Below are 14488 nucleotides of genomic sequence, written 5' to 3'. Positions count from 1 at the left end.
CCTTCCTGATCAAGCTGACCGGCCGGGGCATGCACGGCGCGAGCCACGCAGGCCCCGGGTCCGTCATGAGATGAGATCACCAGAGGGCGGTGGAGGCAGCGGCGGGTGTCCTCGCCGCCTCGTCGTCCTCTTCCTTCAGCCGGGCCAGCAGCACACCAAGACGGTCGTTGCTGATCGCCTGGTGCTTGCGGACGGCGTCCCCTACAACCTCACGACTGGTCCGTCCGGCCCGCTCGGTAGCGGCCCGCGCGATCGGCAGCAACTCTGCCAACCAGTCGTCGTCCGGCTCCCGGTCCTGGGGGCATTCCGCGTCGTCTGGGACGGACGGCTTTTCGCCGTCCGTAGGGGTCCGGACCGCCGTGGGGTTGGGGGATTTCGTGCTCTCCGGCACTGCTGTGGTCGGCGCATGGTCCGCAGGTCCGCCGCCCGGTCCGTCCGCGCTCTTACCCTCCGTCTCCTCTCCGTCCGCTCCCGCGGACGGGTGAGCCGCAGCGTCCTCCGTACGTGGTTCCACGTCGGGCACGGGCCCGGCTTTCCGCAGGTCAACGGTTACTGCGGCGGCATTTTGGGGCGCGGACGGACCGCTCGTCAACCGCCGCGGAGGCATCGACGCGGGTGCTTCCAGCGGACGAGGACCCTGCTGGACCGTGACGCGTTCGAGCGTCGGAGACTCCTCGCGGACCGGTCCGGGACCAGTGTCAGCCCGGTCCGGGACCGCTCGCTCAGCCGTCCGCGCCATCAGGATGTAGAGGTGGACAGATCCGGCCAGTGCGAGCGGCGCGAGCATCGACAGCACGCCGACGACGCTGTCCGTAAGGTGCAGCGCGGACCGTCCGGCCCGAGGAGAACCGTTCAAGGTGATGGCGTGCAGAGCGTTCGCGCCGAGGCTCGCCCCGGTCGCCGCGAGGAACAAGAACCAGGCGTATAGCCGTGCGGCGAACCGCTGGTGCCGAAGGAGCACGATCGCCCGCACGCCGTAGGCAATGAACCCGTCGATGAACACCGGGAAGAGGTAGGACAAGGTCTCCCTGGCGTGGATCGCAAGGGCGATCTGACGCAGTGCGTCGTACGAGAAGGCGAAGCCGGCCGCGCCGAGCAGGATGATCGCGCTGCGGTCCCAGGCCGTCATTCCGCGCAGGCTGTAGCTCTCCTGCTGTTCGGTTCCCGCCGCCGTGTCTATGTGCGCGTGTGACATCAGAGGTTGCCCCCGTCGCGCGGGCTGATGTCCTGCCAGGCAGGGGTCTGCGAGAGGAGCTGTCCGAACTGTTCCAAAGACGTGACCTCGTGCACCTGCTGACTCGGACAGCTCACGCACGACACCCGCAGCGAGATTCGTTCCGTGCTGCCCTGATTGGTGTAGTACAGCTCCAGGTGCTGGCCTCCGGTCGTGTCGAGCGACGCGAAGGCTTGCAGGTGTTCCTCGAAGCTGAGAAGCCCCAGTACCTCCCAGTCGAGCGTGACTGCGGCGTCCCCCAGGAGGGTGCGTGCGTACTTGGACGCTGCGGTGATCGACCTCGGACCCCAGGTGCGGAACGCGGCCTCCCGAGCGGTCTTGCGCCGCCCCTCTGCGGTGGTGAGGTGCTTGGCCGCAGCGAACATGATCGGGTGACTCATCAGGGGCCTTCCAGAAGATCGGTAGTGCAGGGTGCGGTGCTGCCGCCGGGCTCATTGGCGAGGCGGAGGAGAACGTCCGCGTGGCACGGAGCGTCAAGGGGGCATGTGCACATCAGGTCGAGCCCGCGCAGGACTCGGGCGAAGCGAGCGGCGTAATGACGTCCGACCGGGCCCCGGAGCGTGGCGGCGAAGAGGTCCACCGACTCCGCAGCGTCCATTGGGGAACCGAGCGGGGACCGCACCCCGGCTGTGAACGGGTTCGCGTACCGGCTGCGAGGACCGACGTATGCACAGGCTGTGGACAACGCTGCGGCGTCACGGGACGCTCCGCGGAGGCGGCCGGGCATCACGCCGCCCTCCCACCACGGCGCCGATCGGCGCCGATCATCGGCACGAGGGTCGTGACCATCTCGGCCAGACGGCTCGCCACGCGGGCCCCGACGAAGTCGCTCAGGTCCGGGCCGTTCTCATCACGGGCCGGAAGGTTGGACGTGATGATCGTTGGCAAGCAGTGGTTGTACCTGAAGTTGATCAGCCGGTACGTGATCTCTTCGGTCCATTCCGAGGTCTTCGCCGTGCCGAGGTCATCGAGGAGCAGGTACTGAACCCGGCTGAGCCGTTGCAGCTCGTGTTCTGCTACCCCCATGACCTGTGACGGGCGCAGGTTGCCGTACATGTCCGCTGAGTTCACGGCGATCAGCTCGAACCGGTCCGGTCCGCCGGCCGCGATCCTCCGCAAGGCCCCGTACGCCTGGTGCGTCTTGCCCGTCCCCGTGAGACCGGTGAGGAGCAGAGCGCCAGCGGCAGCGTTGTCCGTGAGTGCCCGGTCGGCCCAGCTGATGACCTCCGGCAGCGTGGCCTCAGCATCACGGAAGCGGGGAGGGGTTGCCCGCTGCCAGCGGCTCACGGCGTAGTCGGCCCGAGCCCGGCAGTGCCACTCGCGGTCTCCCGGGTTCTCTTCCGGTGCCTCGTCGGCGGGGTTGACGTCCGGCACGACCTGAAGTCCTTTCGCAGCGAGTATTCGTTCCATTGCGCGCATCGACCTGGCGCTGCCCGCGCGTTCCGGCTCTGCCATGATCAAAATCCGTTCTGGAAAGCGCTGGGGGCAGCGGTGTTCTGAAAGGGAATCCAGCCTCCGGACTGCCGACGCAACGGCACGACATTCCCCGGGGAGGCTGCTGCGGGAGCGTGCGAGGGCAGATCAGCCCAGATACGCAGCAGATAGCGGGCGGACTGTGGCGGGCGGTCGGCGTTCCATCGCCGCGCCACCATCTCGACCAGCCGTTCATTTCCCCAACGTGCTGCGAGAGCTGTTACCCGATCCCATTCTGATTCAGTCAGTCGCCAGCCGACGAGCATTCCAGCGCTTGTTATGGCTGTTACCAATTCCTTGGCTCCGTCCGGAACCTTCACCGAGTCCTGCTTGTCGGTGCTGTTCTCTCGGTAGGACCCCAGCAAGCTAGCTTGCTCTTTGGTGGTGGTAATACTCCCGTAGGGAGTATTACCACCACGCACGCGCGAGGAAGAAACTTCCAAGTCTGGGTGTTGAAACTTCCCACTTCCGGCTTCCGGAGCGGAGTTCTGGGAGGGAAGGTCCTGGAACCTAGTTCCCTCTTCTGAATCTTCAGTGTTGGGAGTAGGAAGTTCTTTCTCTGAACCGACACGGCCAACGCCATTTCTGCACAGCAGTATCGAGTAAGCATTCGGGTTCGAAGCACCCCCTCCCCGCTCGTGGCTCAGTTCTCCGAGCTTCGCCAGCTCTCCGAGGCACTTTGTTATCGAACGGGGAGTAAGGCGGGTAAGCGTCGATATCTCTTCCAGCGTCAGCGTCGCCTTGCCGTCGTCGTCCGCCTCACGGGCCAGAGCCAGCATGACGAGGCGTGAGCCCCGACACGACTTTGACTGTGACCAGACCAGTTCGGTCGCTATGTCGCTCATCGGCGCTCACCGCAGCCCATGAATATGCGGCGGCTGAGGGAAAGACCAAAAGACTGGTCGTCTTCCGGGACATAGCCGTTTTGATGCGGCTCCGGGGTGAGGTACAGCGTTTCGGTAGGGAGGTAGAAATCGTGGGCGCGACGCCAGTCGGCCGCCCTGCCGAAACCGCGCCTGACCATTCGCGCCACTTCCTCTTCGGTCCTGCGGTCGATGAGCATGCGGTAGAAATCCGATTCGAAGAGGTGGGTAACAGACCGACTTACGGGAAAGACCCGTACGAGCACGGCCGTAGGTGCAATTTCTCGGATCTGAGCACCGATGTTCGTACGGCGAAATCCGGAGGGGCTGTTCTGAAGCATGGGAGAACTCCCGTGAACGCAGGGTCCGCCGTGCGGAAGAATCGTTTCTTCGGGAGCGGAGTCAGGCGGCTACGGCGCGGAGCGGGGGCATGCCCTGCCCGGCCTGAGACTTTCGGAAGCGACGGGCGAGTTTCAGCAGATACTCGTGCGTCACGCCAAGCCCGCGGGCAACGGCGGCAGCGTCCAGTGAGGGATCAGTGGCGAAGCGCGCAATCACCGCGTCCCGGGCGGGCTTTGTCAGAGGTGAGGTGCACCCTCTAAGCGCGCCTTCTACGGCTTTCTCGGTGTCCCGGTCTTGCCAAGCACGCCGCAACTCTGAGCGCTCCGAAGCCAGAAGACCGCCCCGAATGCCGTACTCGTCGTCATCCTTGAGGGATTCCACCAGGCACCGGGCAGCGACGGCCACAGGGCATGACGCGCAGAAATTGCGAGGACGATTGAGGGAGATTCCCAACTTGGCTTTCACTACGTCGGGGTCTTCCCGCGGGCCGTCTGCGAGAGGGACGAACATGTTGATGTTCTGGTTGGCGCACCGGGCAGATTCGGCCCAATGTTTACCCGGAGCTTTCTTCGACTCCTCCAGGAGGGGCAGCCAGTTTCCCTGATGCACAGCCTTGATAAGGCTAGATATGTCAGTGCTCATTTGTGTCTCGCGATGTTCGCAGCGCCGCGAATTGTTCCATCGGGCGCGAGAGGAGATCAGGAACGCTTACGAGAGCGCTTGGACGGCTGAAGCGCCATCAGTACCGACTCGTCATCCCTCTGGGGCCTTGCGCCAGGGCTGACGAAGTGCATATCGGAAATCGCGTGGAGGTCGTCCTCCGTGAACTGCACGAATTTCCCGAACTTCCGGTGCGGGAGCGTCGATATACGCTCGCGAAGCCACTTTTCGGGAATGTTCAACCGTTCAGCGGCTTCGCTGTACCCGATGTGCAGACGCTTGTCGCGGGAGTCCGTAGCCTGAATGCCCAACAAGGTGTCCAGGCCGCCGGCCTGAGCCAAGAGGCCGACCATGGCCGCGAGTCCCTGCAAGTCGACGGCCGGGCCCGCGTTCGCTGGTACCACGGCCGCCATCACGCCTCCAGCCCGCGCAGTTCGGCGGTCCGCAGATCGAAGGCATGCCCGCCGGAGGCCGCCCATCCGGCCTGGGGAAACGAGCGAATGATCCACCGGGCGATGGTGAGCGCCTTCGCCCGAGGGATGCGAAGGGTCCGTCCACGGGCGTTCACGGCGGTCAGCCCGAGGTGAGGCCACAGAGTTCGAGGCCCCTGAAGGCGAACTTGTACAACAGCGGCTTCCGGCAGCATGGACGACAGTTGCGCCGCCAGCCGTTCGGCCGGGCCCGAAGGGATCTCCACCTTCGGGTTGCAGTCCGTAGTAGGGGACATGCGACACTCCTTTATGTGGTACGCCGCTCCGTCGTGCCGTGCGAAAGGACACGGAGTGGCCGTGCGAGTGACCAGCGCCCTTGTCGGGGCTGCGGATCACGAGCTGTCTGGCGTCCGAGAGGTGCGAACTCTCGGACGCCGATGGCGTTTTGAGGGGAGGGAGCGCACCCGAGTGATGCGCGGTAGCCCCTCTCCACCAAGTCGGTCCACGATGCGAACCGCAGGTGTGCGAAGGCTGAGAGGGGTGCGAACCCCCTCGTTTTTCGCTAAGATGAAGCTATCTTGTTTCGCATCAAAAATCAACAGTCCGAGGATTCCTCGGGTCACCCCAAAATCGAGGTCCGATGCCAGCTCGCCGTTTCGACAGAGAACGTGTGCGCGCGGTCCGTCGAGCCGCGGACGTCTCGCAGGCCGACGTGGCGTCCGCCCTCGGTGCCGCGGACTCGACCGTGGCGGGGTGGGAGTCGGGAGCGACGACACCCGATCAGGAGAAGTTGCCTGCTCTCGCCAGGGTGTTGAACCGGGATCTGGACGACCTGTTCCCGCGCGACGGCTTGCCCGATCTGACCGACCTACGATGCGACGCGGGCCTCTACCGGTACGAGACGCGGGCGGTCATCGGAACTAAGAGCGATGGGCCGGTGGCTGGAGCTGAGCAGGGCGTCCGACGGCTTAAGGACCGGTACGTCCCTCTCCTGGCGGCTGCGTATGGGGTGACCGAGGACGAGCTGAAGCGCGCCCAGGACCGGTCTTTCGGAGAGGCTGACGAGGACGCCGCCGAGGCCGAGAAGGTGCCGGAGACGCTGGCAGAGAAGATCACTCTCCTGCTGGAGCGCTCCTACCCGGGCAGAAGCGCTCCGGGGGATCAGGAGATCGCGGACTCGGTGAACGCCTACGCGGGCTCCCAGGTCACATCGGCCGAGGACATCGAGGCCCTGCGGACGGGTGGAGACGACGCACCAGTGCCCGTGGTCCTCGAAGGTCTGGCCAACTTCTTCGATGTCTCCAAGCTGTACTTCGAGCCGAACGAGTCCGTCGCCCGGCAGGTCTACGAAGGACTCCGCCTCATGTCGGCGGCCAAGCAGGGCAAGGTGGGCCGAGTCCGGGCCCGCGGAATGAGCGCCGAGGGCCTGCCGGCCGATGTCCTCTCGATCCTGAACGACCTCGCCAGCGAGCTGGACAAGAAGGCCGGTCCAAGTACCACCAATTAGTGCTTCGCCCTGTAGCGCCTCGGGATCGGGGCAGAGGCCTGCAACGTCGAGATCGCCAACGGCCCAGACGCAGAGCGTCGATCGGTTGCCACCAGAGGTAGGCAGCGGGGGTGGAGCGGCCGGTTCGATAAGAACGGACGGCTGTGTCGGTGTCCACGGCTAGGATCGCGAACGTGATTACTGGTGAAGTGAAGAGCAAGGTCGGACGCGTCTGGGAAGCGTTCTGGTCCGGTGGTATCGCCAACCCGCTGGAGGTGATGGAGCAGATCACGTACCTGCTCTTCATCAAGCGCCTGGACGAGCTTCAGACCGTGAAGGACCGCAGGGCGAACGCGACGAAGGTCCCTGACCCGGATCCTTTCTTCGACATCGAACAGCAGGACTTGCGCTGGCAGAACTTCAAGGTCCGCGACCCCGAGATCATGTACGGGCTCGTTGCCGATGGCGTCTTCCCGTACCTGCGCCGCATGGGCGGTGACGACTCGACGTACTCGCACCACATGAAGGACGCCCGCTTCACCATCCCGAACGCGAACCTCCTGGCGAAGGTCGTCGACCTCCTCGACGACATCGATATGGGGAGCAGCGACACCAAGGGCGACATCTACGAATACCTGCTCGCGAAGATCGCCTCCGCCGGCCAGAACGGGCAGTTCCGCACGCCCCGGCACATCATCGACCTGATGGTCGAGATGACCCAGCCCGGCCCCGGTGACGAGGTCTGCGACCCGGCCTGCGGCACGGCGGGTTTCCTGGTCCAGACGGCGTCGTACGTCAAGCGCACGCACGCCGAGGCCCTCTACGGGGCGGAGCAGCGCAAGCACTTCAACGAGTCGATGTTCCACGGCTTCGACTTCGACTCCACGATGCTGCGCATCGGCTCCATGAACATGCTGCTCCACGGTGTGGAGAACCCGGACATCCGCTACCGCGACTCCCTTGCGGAGTCGGCGGCCGGCGAGTCCGAGAAGTTCTCCCTGATCCTCGCCAACCCGCCCTTCGCGGGCAGCCTCGACTACGAGTCGACGGCGAAGGACCTCCAGGCCATCGTCAAGACGAAGAAGACGGAACTCCTCTTCCTCGCACTCTTCCTCCGCCTCCTCAAGCCCGGTGGCCGCGCGGCCGTTATCGTCCCCGACGGCGTCCTCTTCGGTTCCTCGAAGGCCCATAAGGAACTCCGCCGCATGCTGGTGGAGGAACAGCAGCTCCAGGCCGTGGTCAAGCTCCCCTCCGGCGTCTTCAAGCCGTACGCCGGAGTCTCCACCGCGATCCTGTTCTTCACCCGCACGGACAGTGGCGGCACGGAGGACGTCTGGTTCTACGACGTCAAGGCCGACGGCCTCTCCCTCGACGACAAACGCAACGAACTCCTCCCCGAGGACCGCCTCGGAGTCCGCCCCCTCCTTGCAGACCAGCCCCTGACCGAGGAGGAGCACACCAAGAACAACCTCCCCGACGTCCTGACCCGCTGGTTCAACCGCAACACCACCGAACGCGACCGCCCCCGCACCGCCCAAAGCTTCTGCGTCCCGAAGTCCGACATCGCCGCCCAGGACTACGACCTGAGCTTGAACCGCTATAAAGAGATCGTCCACGACGAAATCGAGACGCGGGCCCCCCTGGAAATCCTGGCCGACCTGGAGCTTCTCGATGCCGAGATCGCCAAGGGCGCGGAAGACCTCAAGGGGATGTTGGCATGACCGCAGTACCGGATGGGTGGGAGCAACATACTCCGCATGAGATTTCTGGCCTGGAAAAGAGAGCCCTGGTCATTGGTCCGTTCGGAAGCAATCTCAAGACAAGTGATTATCGCGACGAAGGTGTACCTCTCGTCTTTGTTAAAGATATCCGTGCAAGGAACTTCTCCAGTCCGCGAGCGTATGTCTCTACTGTTAAAGCTGCCGAGCTTGGCGTGCACGAGGTTCAGCCTGGAGATATCCTGATCACCAAGATGGGGGAGCCGCCGGGTGATGTGGCGTTGTACGACGCTGACGTTCCAGGAATCATTACCGCCGACTGTATCCGTCTGAGGCCAGCATCCGGGTTCGATTGCAGATTTCTACTTCACGCGTTCAGGACGCCAGCTGTGCGCCGACAGGTAAATGAAATTACCACCGGGGCGGCGCAGCAAAAAGTAAGCCTGGATCGATTTCGGACCCGCTTGCATATTTCCGCTCCTCCCCTCGCGGAGCAGAAGCGCATTGCCGCAGTCCTCGACCAGGTAGACATCCTCCGCGCCAAGCGCCGCGAGGCCGTCACCCTCCTCGACGACCTCGCCCAATCAATCTTCCTCGACATGTTCGGCGACCCTGTTGGGATTATGGAAAAGTGGCCGGTTGAGGAACTTGGTGAGGTTCTTGAATTCTTGACGAGTGGCTCTCGTGGGTGGGCGAAATATTACACAGATAGCTCGGGTCTATTGTTCTTGAGGATCCAGAATGTGAAAAATGGAGAACTGCATCTGGAGGATATTGCGTACGTCGATCCGCCTGCAACCAAGGAGGCTATCCGGACGCGAGTGAAAGTGGGCGATGTGCTTTTGAGTATCACCGCAGATCTGGGTCGAGTTGCGGTGGTTCCTTCAGGGATGAAGGGTGCACATATCAATCAACATCTTGCTATTCTACGTGCGCCGTCATATAATTCGACATTTTTTGCGGAGTTCCTTTCGAGTCCAGCGGGAGAGCGTCAGATTTTCGGCAAGAATCGTCAAGCTGTGAAAGCGGGGCTTAATTTTGACGACGTTCGGTCTTTGCGGATCCCGGCTCCTTCGAGAGATTTGCAAGATCGATTTGAACTGCGGCTGCGAGCCGTGAGGGATTTGCGAAAAGTGCACACTACCCACCTCGCCGCCCTCGACGAGCTCTTCGAATCTGTGCAACAGCGTGCCTTCGCGGGGAAGCTCTGGGATCATGAAGCTGCGTAACCCGTAACGCCACACCCGCATCACCGCACCACCACGTCGACCGCGCTCGGTCTGGGGAGACTCCGGGCGCGGTCGGTCCTGCCGCACTACGTAAGCCACACGCGTACAGCGACAAGTAACGCCGCAACAGGGGAGAGGGGCGCCATCACCATGGCTGGCAACCGAGGGAACGACGGCACCGACGCAACCGGCGGCGAGACGAACCCGCCTAAGCCGGGGCCGCGCCCCACTCCTGGCCCGCCGATGGCGAACCGGTCGAGCGACGGGGCCGCCGCCCGGAACCTCGCCTGCCCCGCCGGAAACTTCGCCTTCCTCCGCGCCGAATGGCCCGCTCTCCACGAGGAAGCCACCCGCGCCGAGCGCTTCACCTTCTCCGACCCCCGAGCCGCCTGTTTCTACGCCCGGCGGGCGATCGAGCTGGCCGCGCACTGGATGTATGACAACGACACCTCGCTCCGGCCCCCGTACAAGATGGACCTGAACGCGATGCTCCACGAGCCGTCGTTTCGGACGCTCGTCGGCCCCACCGTGAACGCGAAGATGGACATCATCCGCCGCCAGGGCAACCAGGCCGTCCACAAACAGACCCCCGTACCCCAGCAGGCCGCCGTCGCCAGCCTGCGCGAGCTGTTCCACTCGCTGTACTGGTTCGCCCGCACCTACACGGGTCAGGCCCACGAGCTCCCCACCGCCGGCATGGAGTTCGACTCCACCGCGATCCCGCGCCCTCTTTCCGCCGAGGCCCGCCTCAAAAAGCAAGCGGAACTCCGCAAGCAGGCGGATGACGATCAGCGGCGCTACCAGCAGCAGGCCGAGGAGATCAGCAAGGCCCGTGAGGAGAGCAACGCCCTCGCCGCCCAGCTCGCCGAACTCCAGGCCCAGGTCGCCGCCGCCAAGGCTGTCAACCAGAAGGTCCAGGACACCCACGACTACGACGAGAAGGCGACCCGCGACACCTTCATAGACCTCCTCCTCAAGGAGGCCGGCTGGGACCCGGCACCGGCCGGAGCGGCCGACCCCGCGGGCAAGCTCACCGTCGAGCGCCCGGTCGCCGGCATGCAGACCGCCTCCGGCAAGGGCTTCGTCGACTACGTTCTGTGGGGCGCGGACGGCAAGCCCCTCGCCGTCGTCGAGGCCAAGCGCACCCGTCGCGATTCCCGTGACGGCCAGCAGCAGGCCAAGTTGTACGCCGATGCCCTCGAAGCGGAGTTCAACCGCCGCCCGGTCATCTTCTACACCAACGGCTATGAGACCTACCTCTGGGACGACGGCCTCAGCTACCCGCCCCGCAAGATCCAGGGCTTCCTTACCCACGACCAGCTCCACTGGCACCTCCGCCAGCGCGCCTGCCGCCTCCCCCTGAACACCACCCCGGTCAACGAGAAGATCGCCGGACGCCCCTACCAGCTTCGCGCCATCAAGCGCGTCGGCGAAGCGTACGAACGGGACCGCCAGCGCCAGGCTCTCCTCGTCATGGCGACCGGCACCGGCAAGACCCGTACCACCGTGGCCCTCGTCGACCAGCTGAAGAAGGCTGGCTGGGCCCAGCGCGTTCTGTTCCTCGCGGACCGCCAGGCCCTGGTCGCCCAGGCCAAGAAGGCGTTCACCGAGCACCTGCCGAACACTCCGGTCGCCAGCCTCCTCGACGACAAGGCCGCATCGGCGCACGTTTTCGTGTCCACCTACCAGACGATGATGAAGCAGATCGACGCCACCGACGCTGCGGGCCGCCGCCGCTTCGGACCCGGATACTTCGACCTGATCGTCATCGACGAGGCCCACCGCTCGGTCTACGACAAGTACGGCGAGATCTTCCGTTACTTCGACTCGCTCCTCCTTGGCCTGACGGCCACCCCCAAGGACGACATCGACCGCAACACGTACAAGCTCTTTCAGCTGGAGGACGGCGTCCCCACCGACTCCTACGGCCTGGACGAAGCCGTGGGGGAGGGTTACCTAGTCCCGCCGAAGGCTGTCAAGGTGACCCTGAAGTTCATGGAGCGCGGCATCCGCTACGCGGACCTCTCCGAGGAGGAGAAGGCCGAGTGGGACTCCAAGGAGTGGGCCGAGGACGGCCAGGTCCCGGACGCGGTGAGCCGTGACGAGCTGAACAAGTTCCTGTTTAACGCGAACACCGTCGACAAGATGCTCGAAGTCTTGATGACCCGGGGCCACCGGGTGGCGGGCGGCGACCGGCTCGGCAAGACGATCGTCTTCGCGAAGAATAACGACCACGCCCGCTACATTGCGGAGCGCTATGACCTCAACTATCCGCAGGGAGCCGGCCACACGGCGCGCGTCATCACGTACAAGGAGACGTACGCCCAGTCCCTCATCGACGACTTCTCCAATGCGGACCGGCAGCCCGACATCGCGATCTCGGTCGACATGCTGGACACCGGCATCGACGTGCCCGAGGTCGTGAACCTCGTCTTCGCCAAGCCGGTCTACTCCCGGACCAAGTTCTGGCAGATGATCGGCCGCGGTACCCGCCTGCGCAAGAAGCTCTACGGCCCCGACGAGGACAACCCCGACCACAACAAGCAGAACTTCTACGTCTTCGACTTCTGCGGGAACATCGACTTCTTCAACAGCGAGCTCGCCGGCACCGAGGGCCGCAAGGGCGCCTCGCTCGCCGAGAAGCTGCTGCAACGCCAGCTCGACCTCATCCGCGCCCTTGACCGCCGCGAGCAGCCTGACACGGGCCGGGACAGAGGCGCGGACGCCATCGCAACCGAGCATGAGATCCGCTGGGCGTTCGCCCACCGCCTCCACGAGACCGTCACTGGCATGAACCTGGACAACTTCCTGGTCCGCCCCCACCGCCGCGACATCGAGGCCTTCAGCGACTTCACCAACTGGCACCGGATCGACGACGACGCCGAGGCCGTACTCCGCGAACGCCTGCTCGCGCTCCCCAGCGAGCACCGGCCGGATGAGACCGAGAGCGGTGAGGAGGCCAAACGCTTCGACCTGACCGCGTACAGCCTCCAGCTCGCGGCGCTTGAAGGCGGCAAGGAGTACGCAGCCCTGCGCGGGAAGATTCAGGGCATTGTCGAAGACCTGCTCACCAAGACCAACATTCCGGCCGTCGCGGAACAGGCGGAGCTCCTTGAAGCCCTCGCCGGTGACGACTGGTGGCACGACGTCACCCTGCCGATGCTGGAGGAGATGCGCCGCAGACTGAGGGGCCTCGCCCGGCTCGTCGATGACAAGGTCAAACGCAACATCGTCTTCACCGACTTCACCGATGATGAAGCCGTGATCGCCGAAGCCGAGCTCAAGGGATTCCCGACCGGCACCGACGAGGCACGGTTCCGTCAGAAGGCCCGTGCGTACCTGCTGCGCCACGAGGACCAGCCGGCCGTCCACAAACTCCGCCACAACGAGCAGATCACCACGGACGACCTGGCGGCACTGGAAGAGGTCTTCCTCGCCGAGGCGGTCGCCTCACCTGAGGACCTCGAAGAGGTGCGCTCCCAGGGCGGCCTGGGCTTGTTCGTCCGCAAGCTGCACGGGCTGGACAGCCAGGCCGCCCAGCGGGCGTTCGAAAGCTTCGTCATCGGCAAGAACTTCGGTGCGACCCAGCTGGACTTCGTGTCACTGATCATCGACGTGGTTTCCAGCCAGGGCGTGCTGGCGTTGGGCGATCTGTATGAGCCGGGCAGCGCCTTCCTGGACCGCGCGCCTGGTGGCCCGGACGACCTCTTCTCCCCGGAGCAGATCGACGACCTGAACATCGTCTTCATGGAGCTCCAGCGCACCACGCAGCCGACCGCGCTCGCCGCGTAGGTGAGTACAGATTGCCAGCTGCCTCCGCTGGCAAGCCAAACCCAAGGCGATTCAGTGCCTACTGTCCCGTGCCGTTCGGCTCGTGGTGCAGACCGGAGGTGAACACGGCCCGGACTCCGCTCAGTGCGGAGAGATCCGCGAGCGGGTCACCGTCCACGAGGAGGAGATCCGCGCGGTAGCCGGGAGCGACCTTTCCCGTGATCTTGCCCAGGCCCAGGGCGGCAGCCGCTTGCGACGTCGCCATGTCGATGATCGAGGCGTTCGACAGCCCCAGGTGCGAGTAGAACGACAGGGCCTGAGCAAGTCCGTCGAAGCCGGCACGCTGCACGCCTGCATCTGTCCCCGCGATCAGGCGGACTCCGGCGTCGGCCATCTGCCGCACCAGGTCGAACATCGCGTTGGCGCGCTCCTCGCCGAAGAAGCGCGGGAGCATCTGCCAGTGCGGGCTTACGGCCGGGCAGACGGTGATGTCCTTCGCGATGATCTGCTGAACCACGTCGGGCCGGAAGTCCAGGCCATAGCTCGACATCCACGTGCAGTGCTCGATGGTGTCGACGCCGGCCTCGACGGCTGAGGCGATGCCGTCGGCACCGTGCGCGTGGGCCGCGACAGGCACGCCCGCTTTGTGGGCTTCCTCCACCAGGGCAGCCAGTTCCTCCGCCGTGAACTGAGACTGGTGGCTCCTGGGGCCGTCCTTCGTGAGGCCGCCGCCGGTGACCATCGCCTTGATGACGCCTGCCCCGGCCGCGAGGTTACGCCGTACGAGGTCGCGGATCTCGGTTTCGCCGGAGACTTCGCCGCCGAGGAAGTGGCAGTGTCCGCCCACGGTGGTGGCCGGGGTGCCCGCGGAGACGATCCTCGGTCCTGGTGTACGCCGATCGCTGATTTCCGCAGCCAGGCGAAGCGCCAGTCCGCCGCGGTCGCCGAGATCGCGGACGGTGGTAACGCCACTGCGCAGGAGCTGTTCGCTGCGCCGCCGCATGTCCTCGAACAGGACTTCATTCGTCGAGCCCTGGAGGGTGGACACAGGGTCCGGCCCGCCATCGAAGGCCAGGTGAACGTGAGCGTCGATGAGCCCCGGCAGCACGGTTCCGCCGAACTCGAATCGAGGCACGTCGGCCCCGGCCCGCTCCTCGATCTCCTTGCGCGGCCCGACGACAGAGATCGAGTCGCCCTCGATGAGAACGGCACCGTCCTCCAGGTAGGTCCCCGAGTCGACGAGCACTCGTCCACCGGTAATCAGCATCGTGACTCCTTGAT

At 64.9% G+C, this 14488-nt stretch carries 14 protein-coding genes; 4 read left to right on the top strand and 10 right to left on the bottom strand.

Annotated features, from left to right (window positions below; genetic code table 11):
- Positions 1–76: 76 nt before the first annotated feature.
- From ACGF2Y_RS03155 to ACGF2Y_RS03115, 9 genes are all read right to left on the bottom strand, one after another.
- Entirely contained in the window at positions 77–1195 is a 1119-nt protein-coding gene (locus tag ACGF2Y_RS03155; protein ID WP_392942794.1) for a DUF2637 domain-containing protein, read from the bottom strand.
- A complete protein-coding gene (locus ACGF2Y_RS03150; protein ID WP_392942792.1) occupies positions 1195–1614 on the bottom strand; it encodes a DUF6195 family protein in 420 nt (139 codons plus the stop codon). The genes ACGF2Y_RS03155 and ACGF2Y_RS03150 overlap by 1 nt, the downstream gene beginning before the upstream one ends.
- Positions 1614–1961 carry a DUF4326 domain-containing protein gene (locus ACGF2Y_RS03145; RefSeq protein ID WP_392942790.1) on the bottom strand — a complete coding sequence of 116 codons (348 nt, stop codon included), beginning with the start codon at positions 1959–1961 and terminating at the stop codon, positions 1614–1616. The genes ACGF2Y_RS03150 and ACGF2Y_RS03145 overlap by 1 nt, the downstream gene beginning before the upstream one ends.
- On the bottom strand, positions 1961–2608 hold the full coding sequence (locus tag ACGF2Y_RS03140) for an ATP-binding protein (protein ID WP_392942788.1): 648 nt from the start codon (positions 2606–2608) through the stop codon (positions 1961–1963). The genes ACGF2Y_RS03145 and ACGF2Y_RS03140 overlap by 1 nt, the downstream gene beginning before the upstream one ends.
- Positions 2609–2691: 83 nt before the next feature.
- Positions 2692–3552 (bottom strand): hypothetical protein, encoded by an 861-nt coding sequence (locus ACGF2Y_RS03135; RefSeq protein ID WP_392942786.1) that lies wholly within the window; start codon positions 3550–3552, stop codon positions 2692–2694.
- Positions 3549–3911: a hypothetical protein gene (locus ACGF2Y_RS03130; RefSeq protein ID WP_392942784.1), complete on the bottom strand. Its 363-nt coding sequence runs from the start codon at positions 3909–3911 to the stop codon at positions 3549–3551. Before ACGF2Y_RS03130 ends, ACGF2Y_RS03135 begins: the two co-directional genes overlap by 4 nt.
- Before the next feature lie 61 nt (positions 3912–3972).
- Positions 3973–4554: a WhiB family transcriptional regulator gene (locus ACGF2Y_RS03125; protein WP_392942782.1), complete on the bottom strand. Its 582-nt coding sequence runs from the start codon at positions 4552–4554 to the stop codon at positions 3973–3975.
- Positions 4555–4610: 56 nt separating this feature from the next.
- A complete protein-coding gene (locus ACGF2Y_RS03120; RefSeq protein ID WP_392942781.1) occupies positions 4611–4985 on the bottom strand; it encodes a hypothetical protein in 375 nt (124 codons plus the stop codon).
- Complete coding sequence (locus tag ACGF2Y_RS03115) at positions 4985–5299, bottom strand: transcriptional regulator (protein ID WP_070200836.1); 315 nt, start codon at positions 5297–5299, stop codon at positions 4985–4987. Before ACGF2Y_RS03115 ends, ACGF2Y_RS03120 begins: the two co-directional genes overlap by 1 nt.
- 374 nt (positions 5300–5673) lie before the next feature.
- Between ACGF2Y_RS03115 and ACGF2Y_RS03110 the strand changes: the two genes are divergently transcribed.
- The 4 genes from ACGF2Y_RS03110 to ACGF2Y_RS03095 all read left to right on the top strand — a co-directional run bounded on the left by ACGF2Y_RS03110 (position 5674) and on the right by ACGF2Y_RS03095 (position 13228).
- Positions 5674–6510, top strand: coding sequence for a helix-turn-helix transcriptional regulator (locus tag ACGF2Y_RS03110; protein WP_392942779.1), 837 nt, complete (start codon positions 5674–5676; stop codon positions 6508–6510).
- A gap of 173 nt (positions 6511–6683) precedes the next feature.
- Positions 6684–8210 (top strand): N-6 DNA methylase, encoded by a 1527-nt coding sequence (locus ACGF2Y_RS03105; protein WP_392942777.1) that lies wholly within the window; start codon positions 6684–6686, stop codon positions 8208–8210.
- Positions 8207–9436 (top strand): restriction endonuclease subunit S, encoded by a 1230-nt coding sequence (locus tag ACGF2Y_RS03100; protein WP_392942775.1) that lies wholly within the window; start codon positions 8207–8209, stop codon positions 9434–9436. The genes ACGF2Y_RS03105 and ACGF2Y_RS03100 overlap by 4 nt, the downstream gene beginning before the upstream one ends.
- 150 nt (positions 9437–9586) lie before the next feature.
- A complete protein-coding gene (locus ACGF2Y_RS03095) occupies positions 9587–13228 on the top strand; it encodes a DEAD/DEAH box helicase family protein (RefSeq protein ID WP_392942773.1) in 3642 nt (1213 codons plus the stop codon).
- A 58-nt stretch (positions 13229–13286) separates the two neighbouring features.
- On the opposite strand, the gene ACGF2Y_RS03090 is transcribed toward ACGF2Y_RS03095, so the two are convergent.
- On the bottom strand, positions 13287–14474 hold the full coding sequence (locus ACGF2Y_RS03090) for an amidohydrolase family protein (RefSeq protein ID WP_392942771.1): 1188 nt from the start codon (positions 14472–14474) through the stop codon (positions 13287–13289).
- Positions 14475–14488: the final 14 nt, after the last annotated feature.

Origin of the sequence: Streptomyces sp. NPDC048142, from assembly GCF_043202835.1 — a bacterium.
In the GTDB taxonomy this organism is placed as follows: Bacteria; Actinomycetota; Actinomycetes; order Streptomycetales; family Streptomycetaceae; genus Streptomyces.
Note: the sequence above shows the minus strand (reverse complement) of the source record. Positions and strands in the feature narration are given on the sequence as shown.

Bases quoted from the DNA above. Each gene is read 5' to 3' on its own strand.
- ACGF2Y_RS03155 (WP_392942794.1), bottom strand. From the start codon at position 1,195: ATGTCACACGCGCACATAGACACGGCGGCGGGAACCGAACAGCAGGAG.
- ACGF2Y_RS03150 (WP_392942792.1), bottom strand. From the start codon at position 1,614: ATGAGTCACCCGATCATGTTCGCTGCGGCCAAGCACCTCACCACCGCA.
- ACGF2Y_RS03145 (WP_392942790.1), bottom strand. From the start codon at position 1,961: ATGCCCGGCCGCCTCCGCGGAGCGTCCCGTGACGCCGCAGCGTTGTCC.
- ACGF2Y_RS03135 (WP_392942786.1), bottom strand. From the start codon at position 3,552: ATGAGCGACATAGCGACCGAACTGGTCTGGTCACAGTCAAAGTCGTGT.
- ACGF2Y_RS03130 (WP_392942784.1), bottom strand. From the start codon at position 3,911: ATGCTTCAGAACAGCCCCTCCGGATTTCGCCGTACGAACATCGGTGCT.
- ACGF2Y_RS03125 (WP_392942782.1), bottom strand. From the start codon at position 4,554: ATGAGCACTGACATATCTAGCCTTATCAAGGCTGTGCATCAGGGAAAC.
- ACGF2Y_RS03120 (WP_392942781.1), bottom strand. From the start codon at position 4,985: ATGGCGGCCGTGGTACCAGCGAACGCGGGCCCGGCCGTCGACTTGCAG.
- ACGF2Y_RS03115 (WP_070200836.1), bottom strand. From the start codon at position 5,299: ATGTCCCCTACTACGGACTGCAACCCGAAGGTGGAGATCCCTTCGGGC.
- ACGF2Y_RS03100 (WP_392942775.1), top strand. From the start codon at position 8,207: ATGACCGCAGTACCGGATGGGTGGGAGCAACATACTCCGCATGAGATT.
- ACGF2Y_RS03095 (WP_392942773.1), top strand. From the start codon at position 9,587: ATGGCTGGCAACCGAGGGAACGACGGCACCGACGCAACCGGCGGCGAG.
- ACGF2Y_RS03090 (WP_392942771.1), bottom strand. From the start codon at position 14,474: ATGCTGATTACCGGTGGACGAGTGCTCGTCGACTCGGGGACCTACCTG.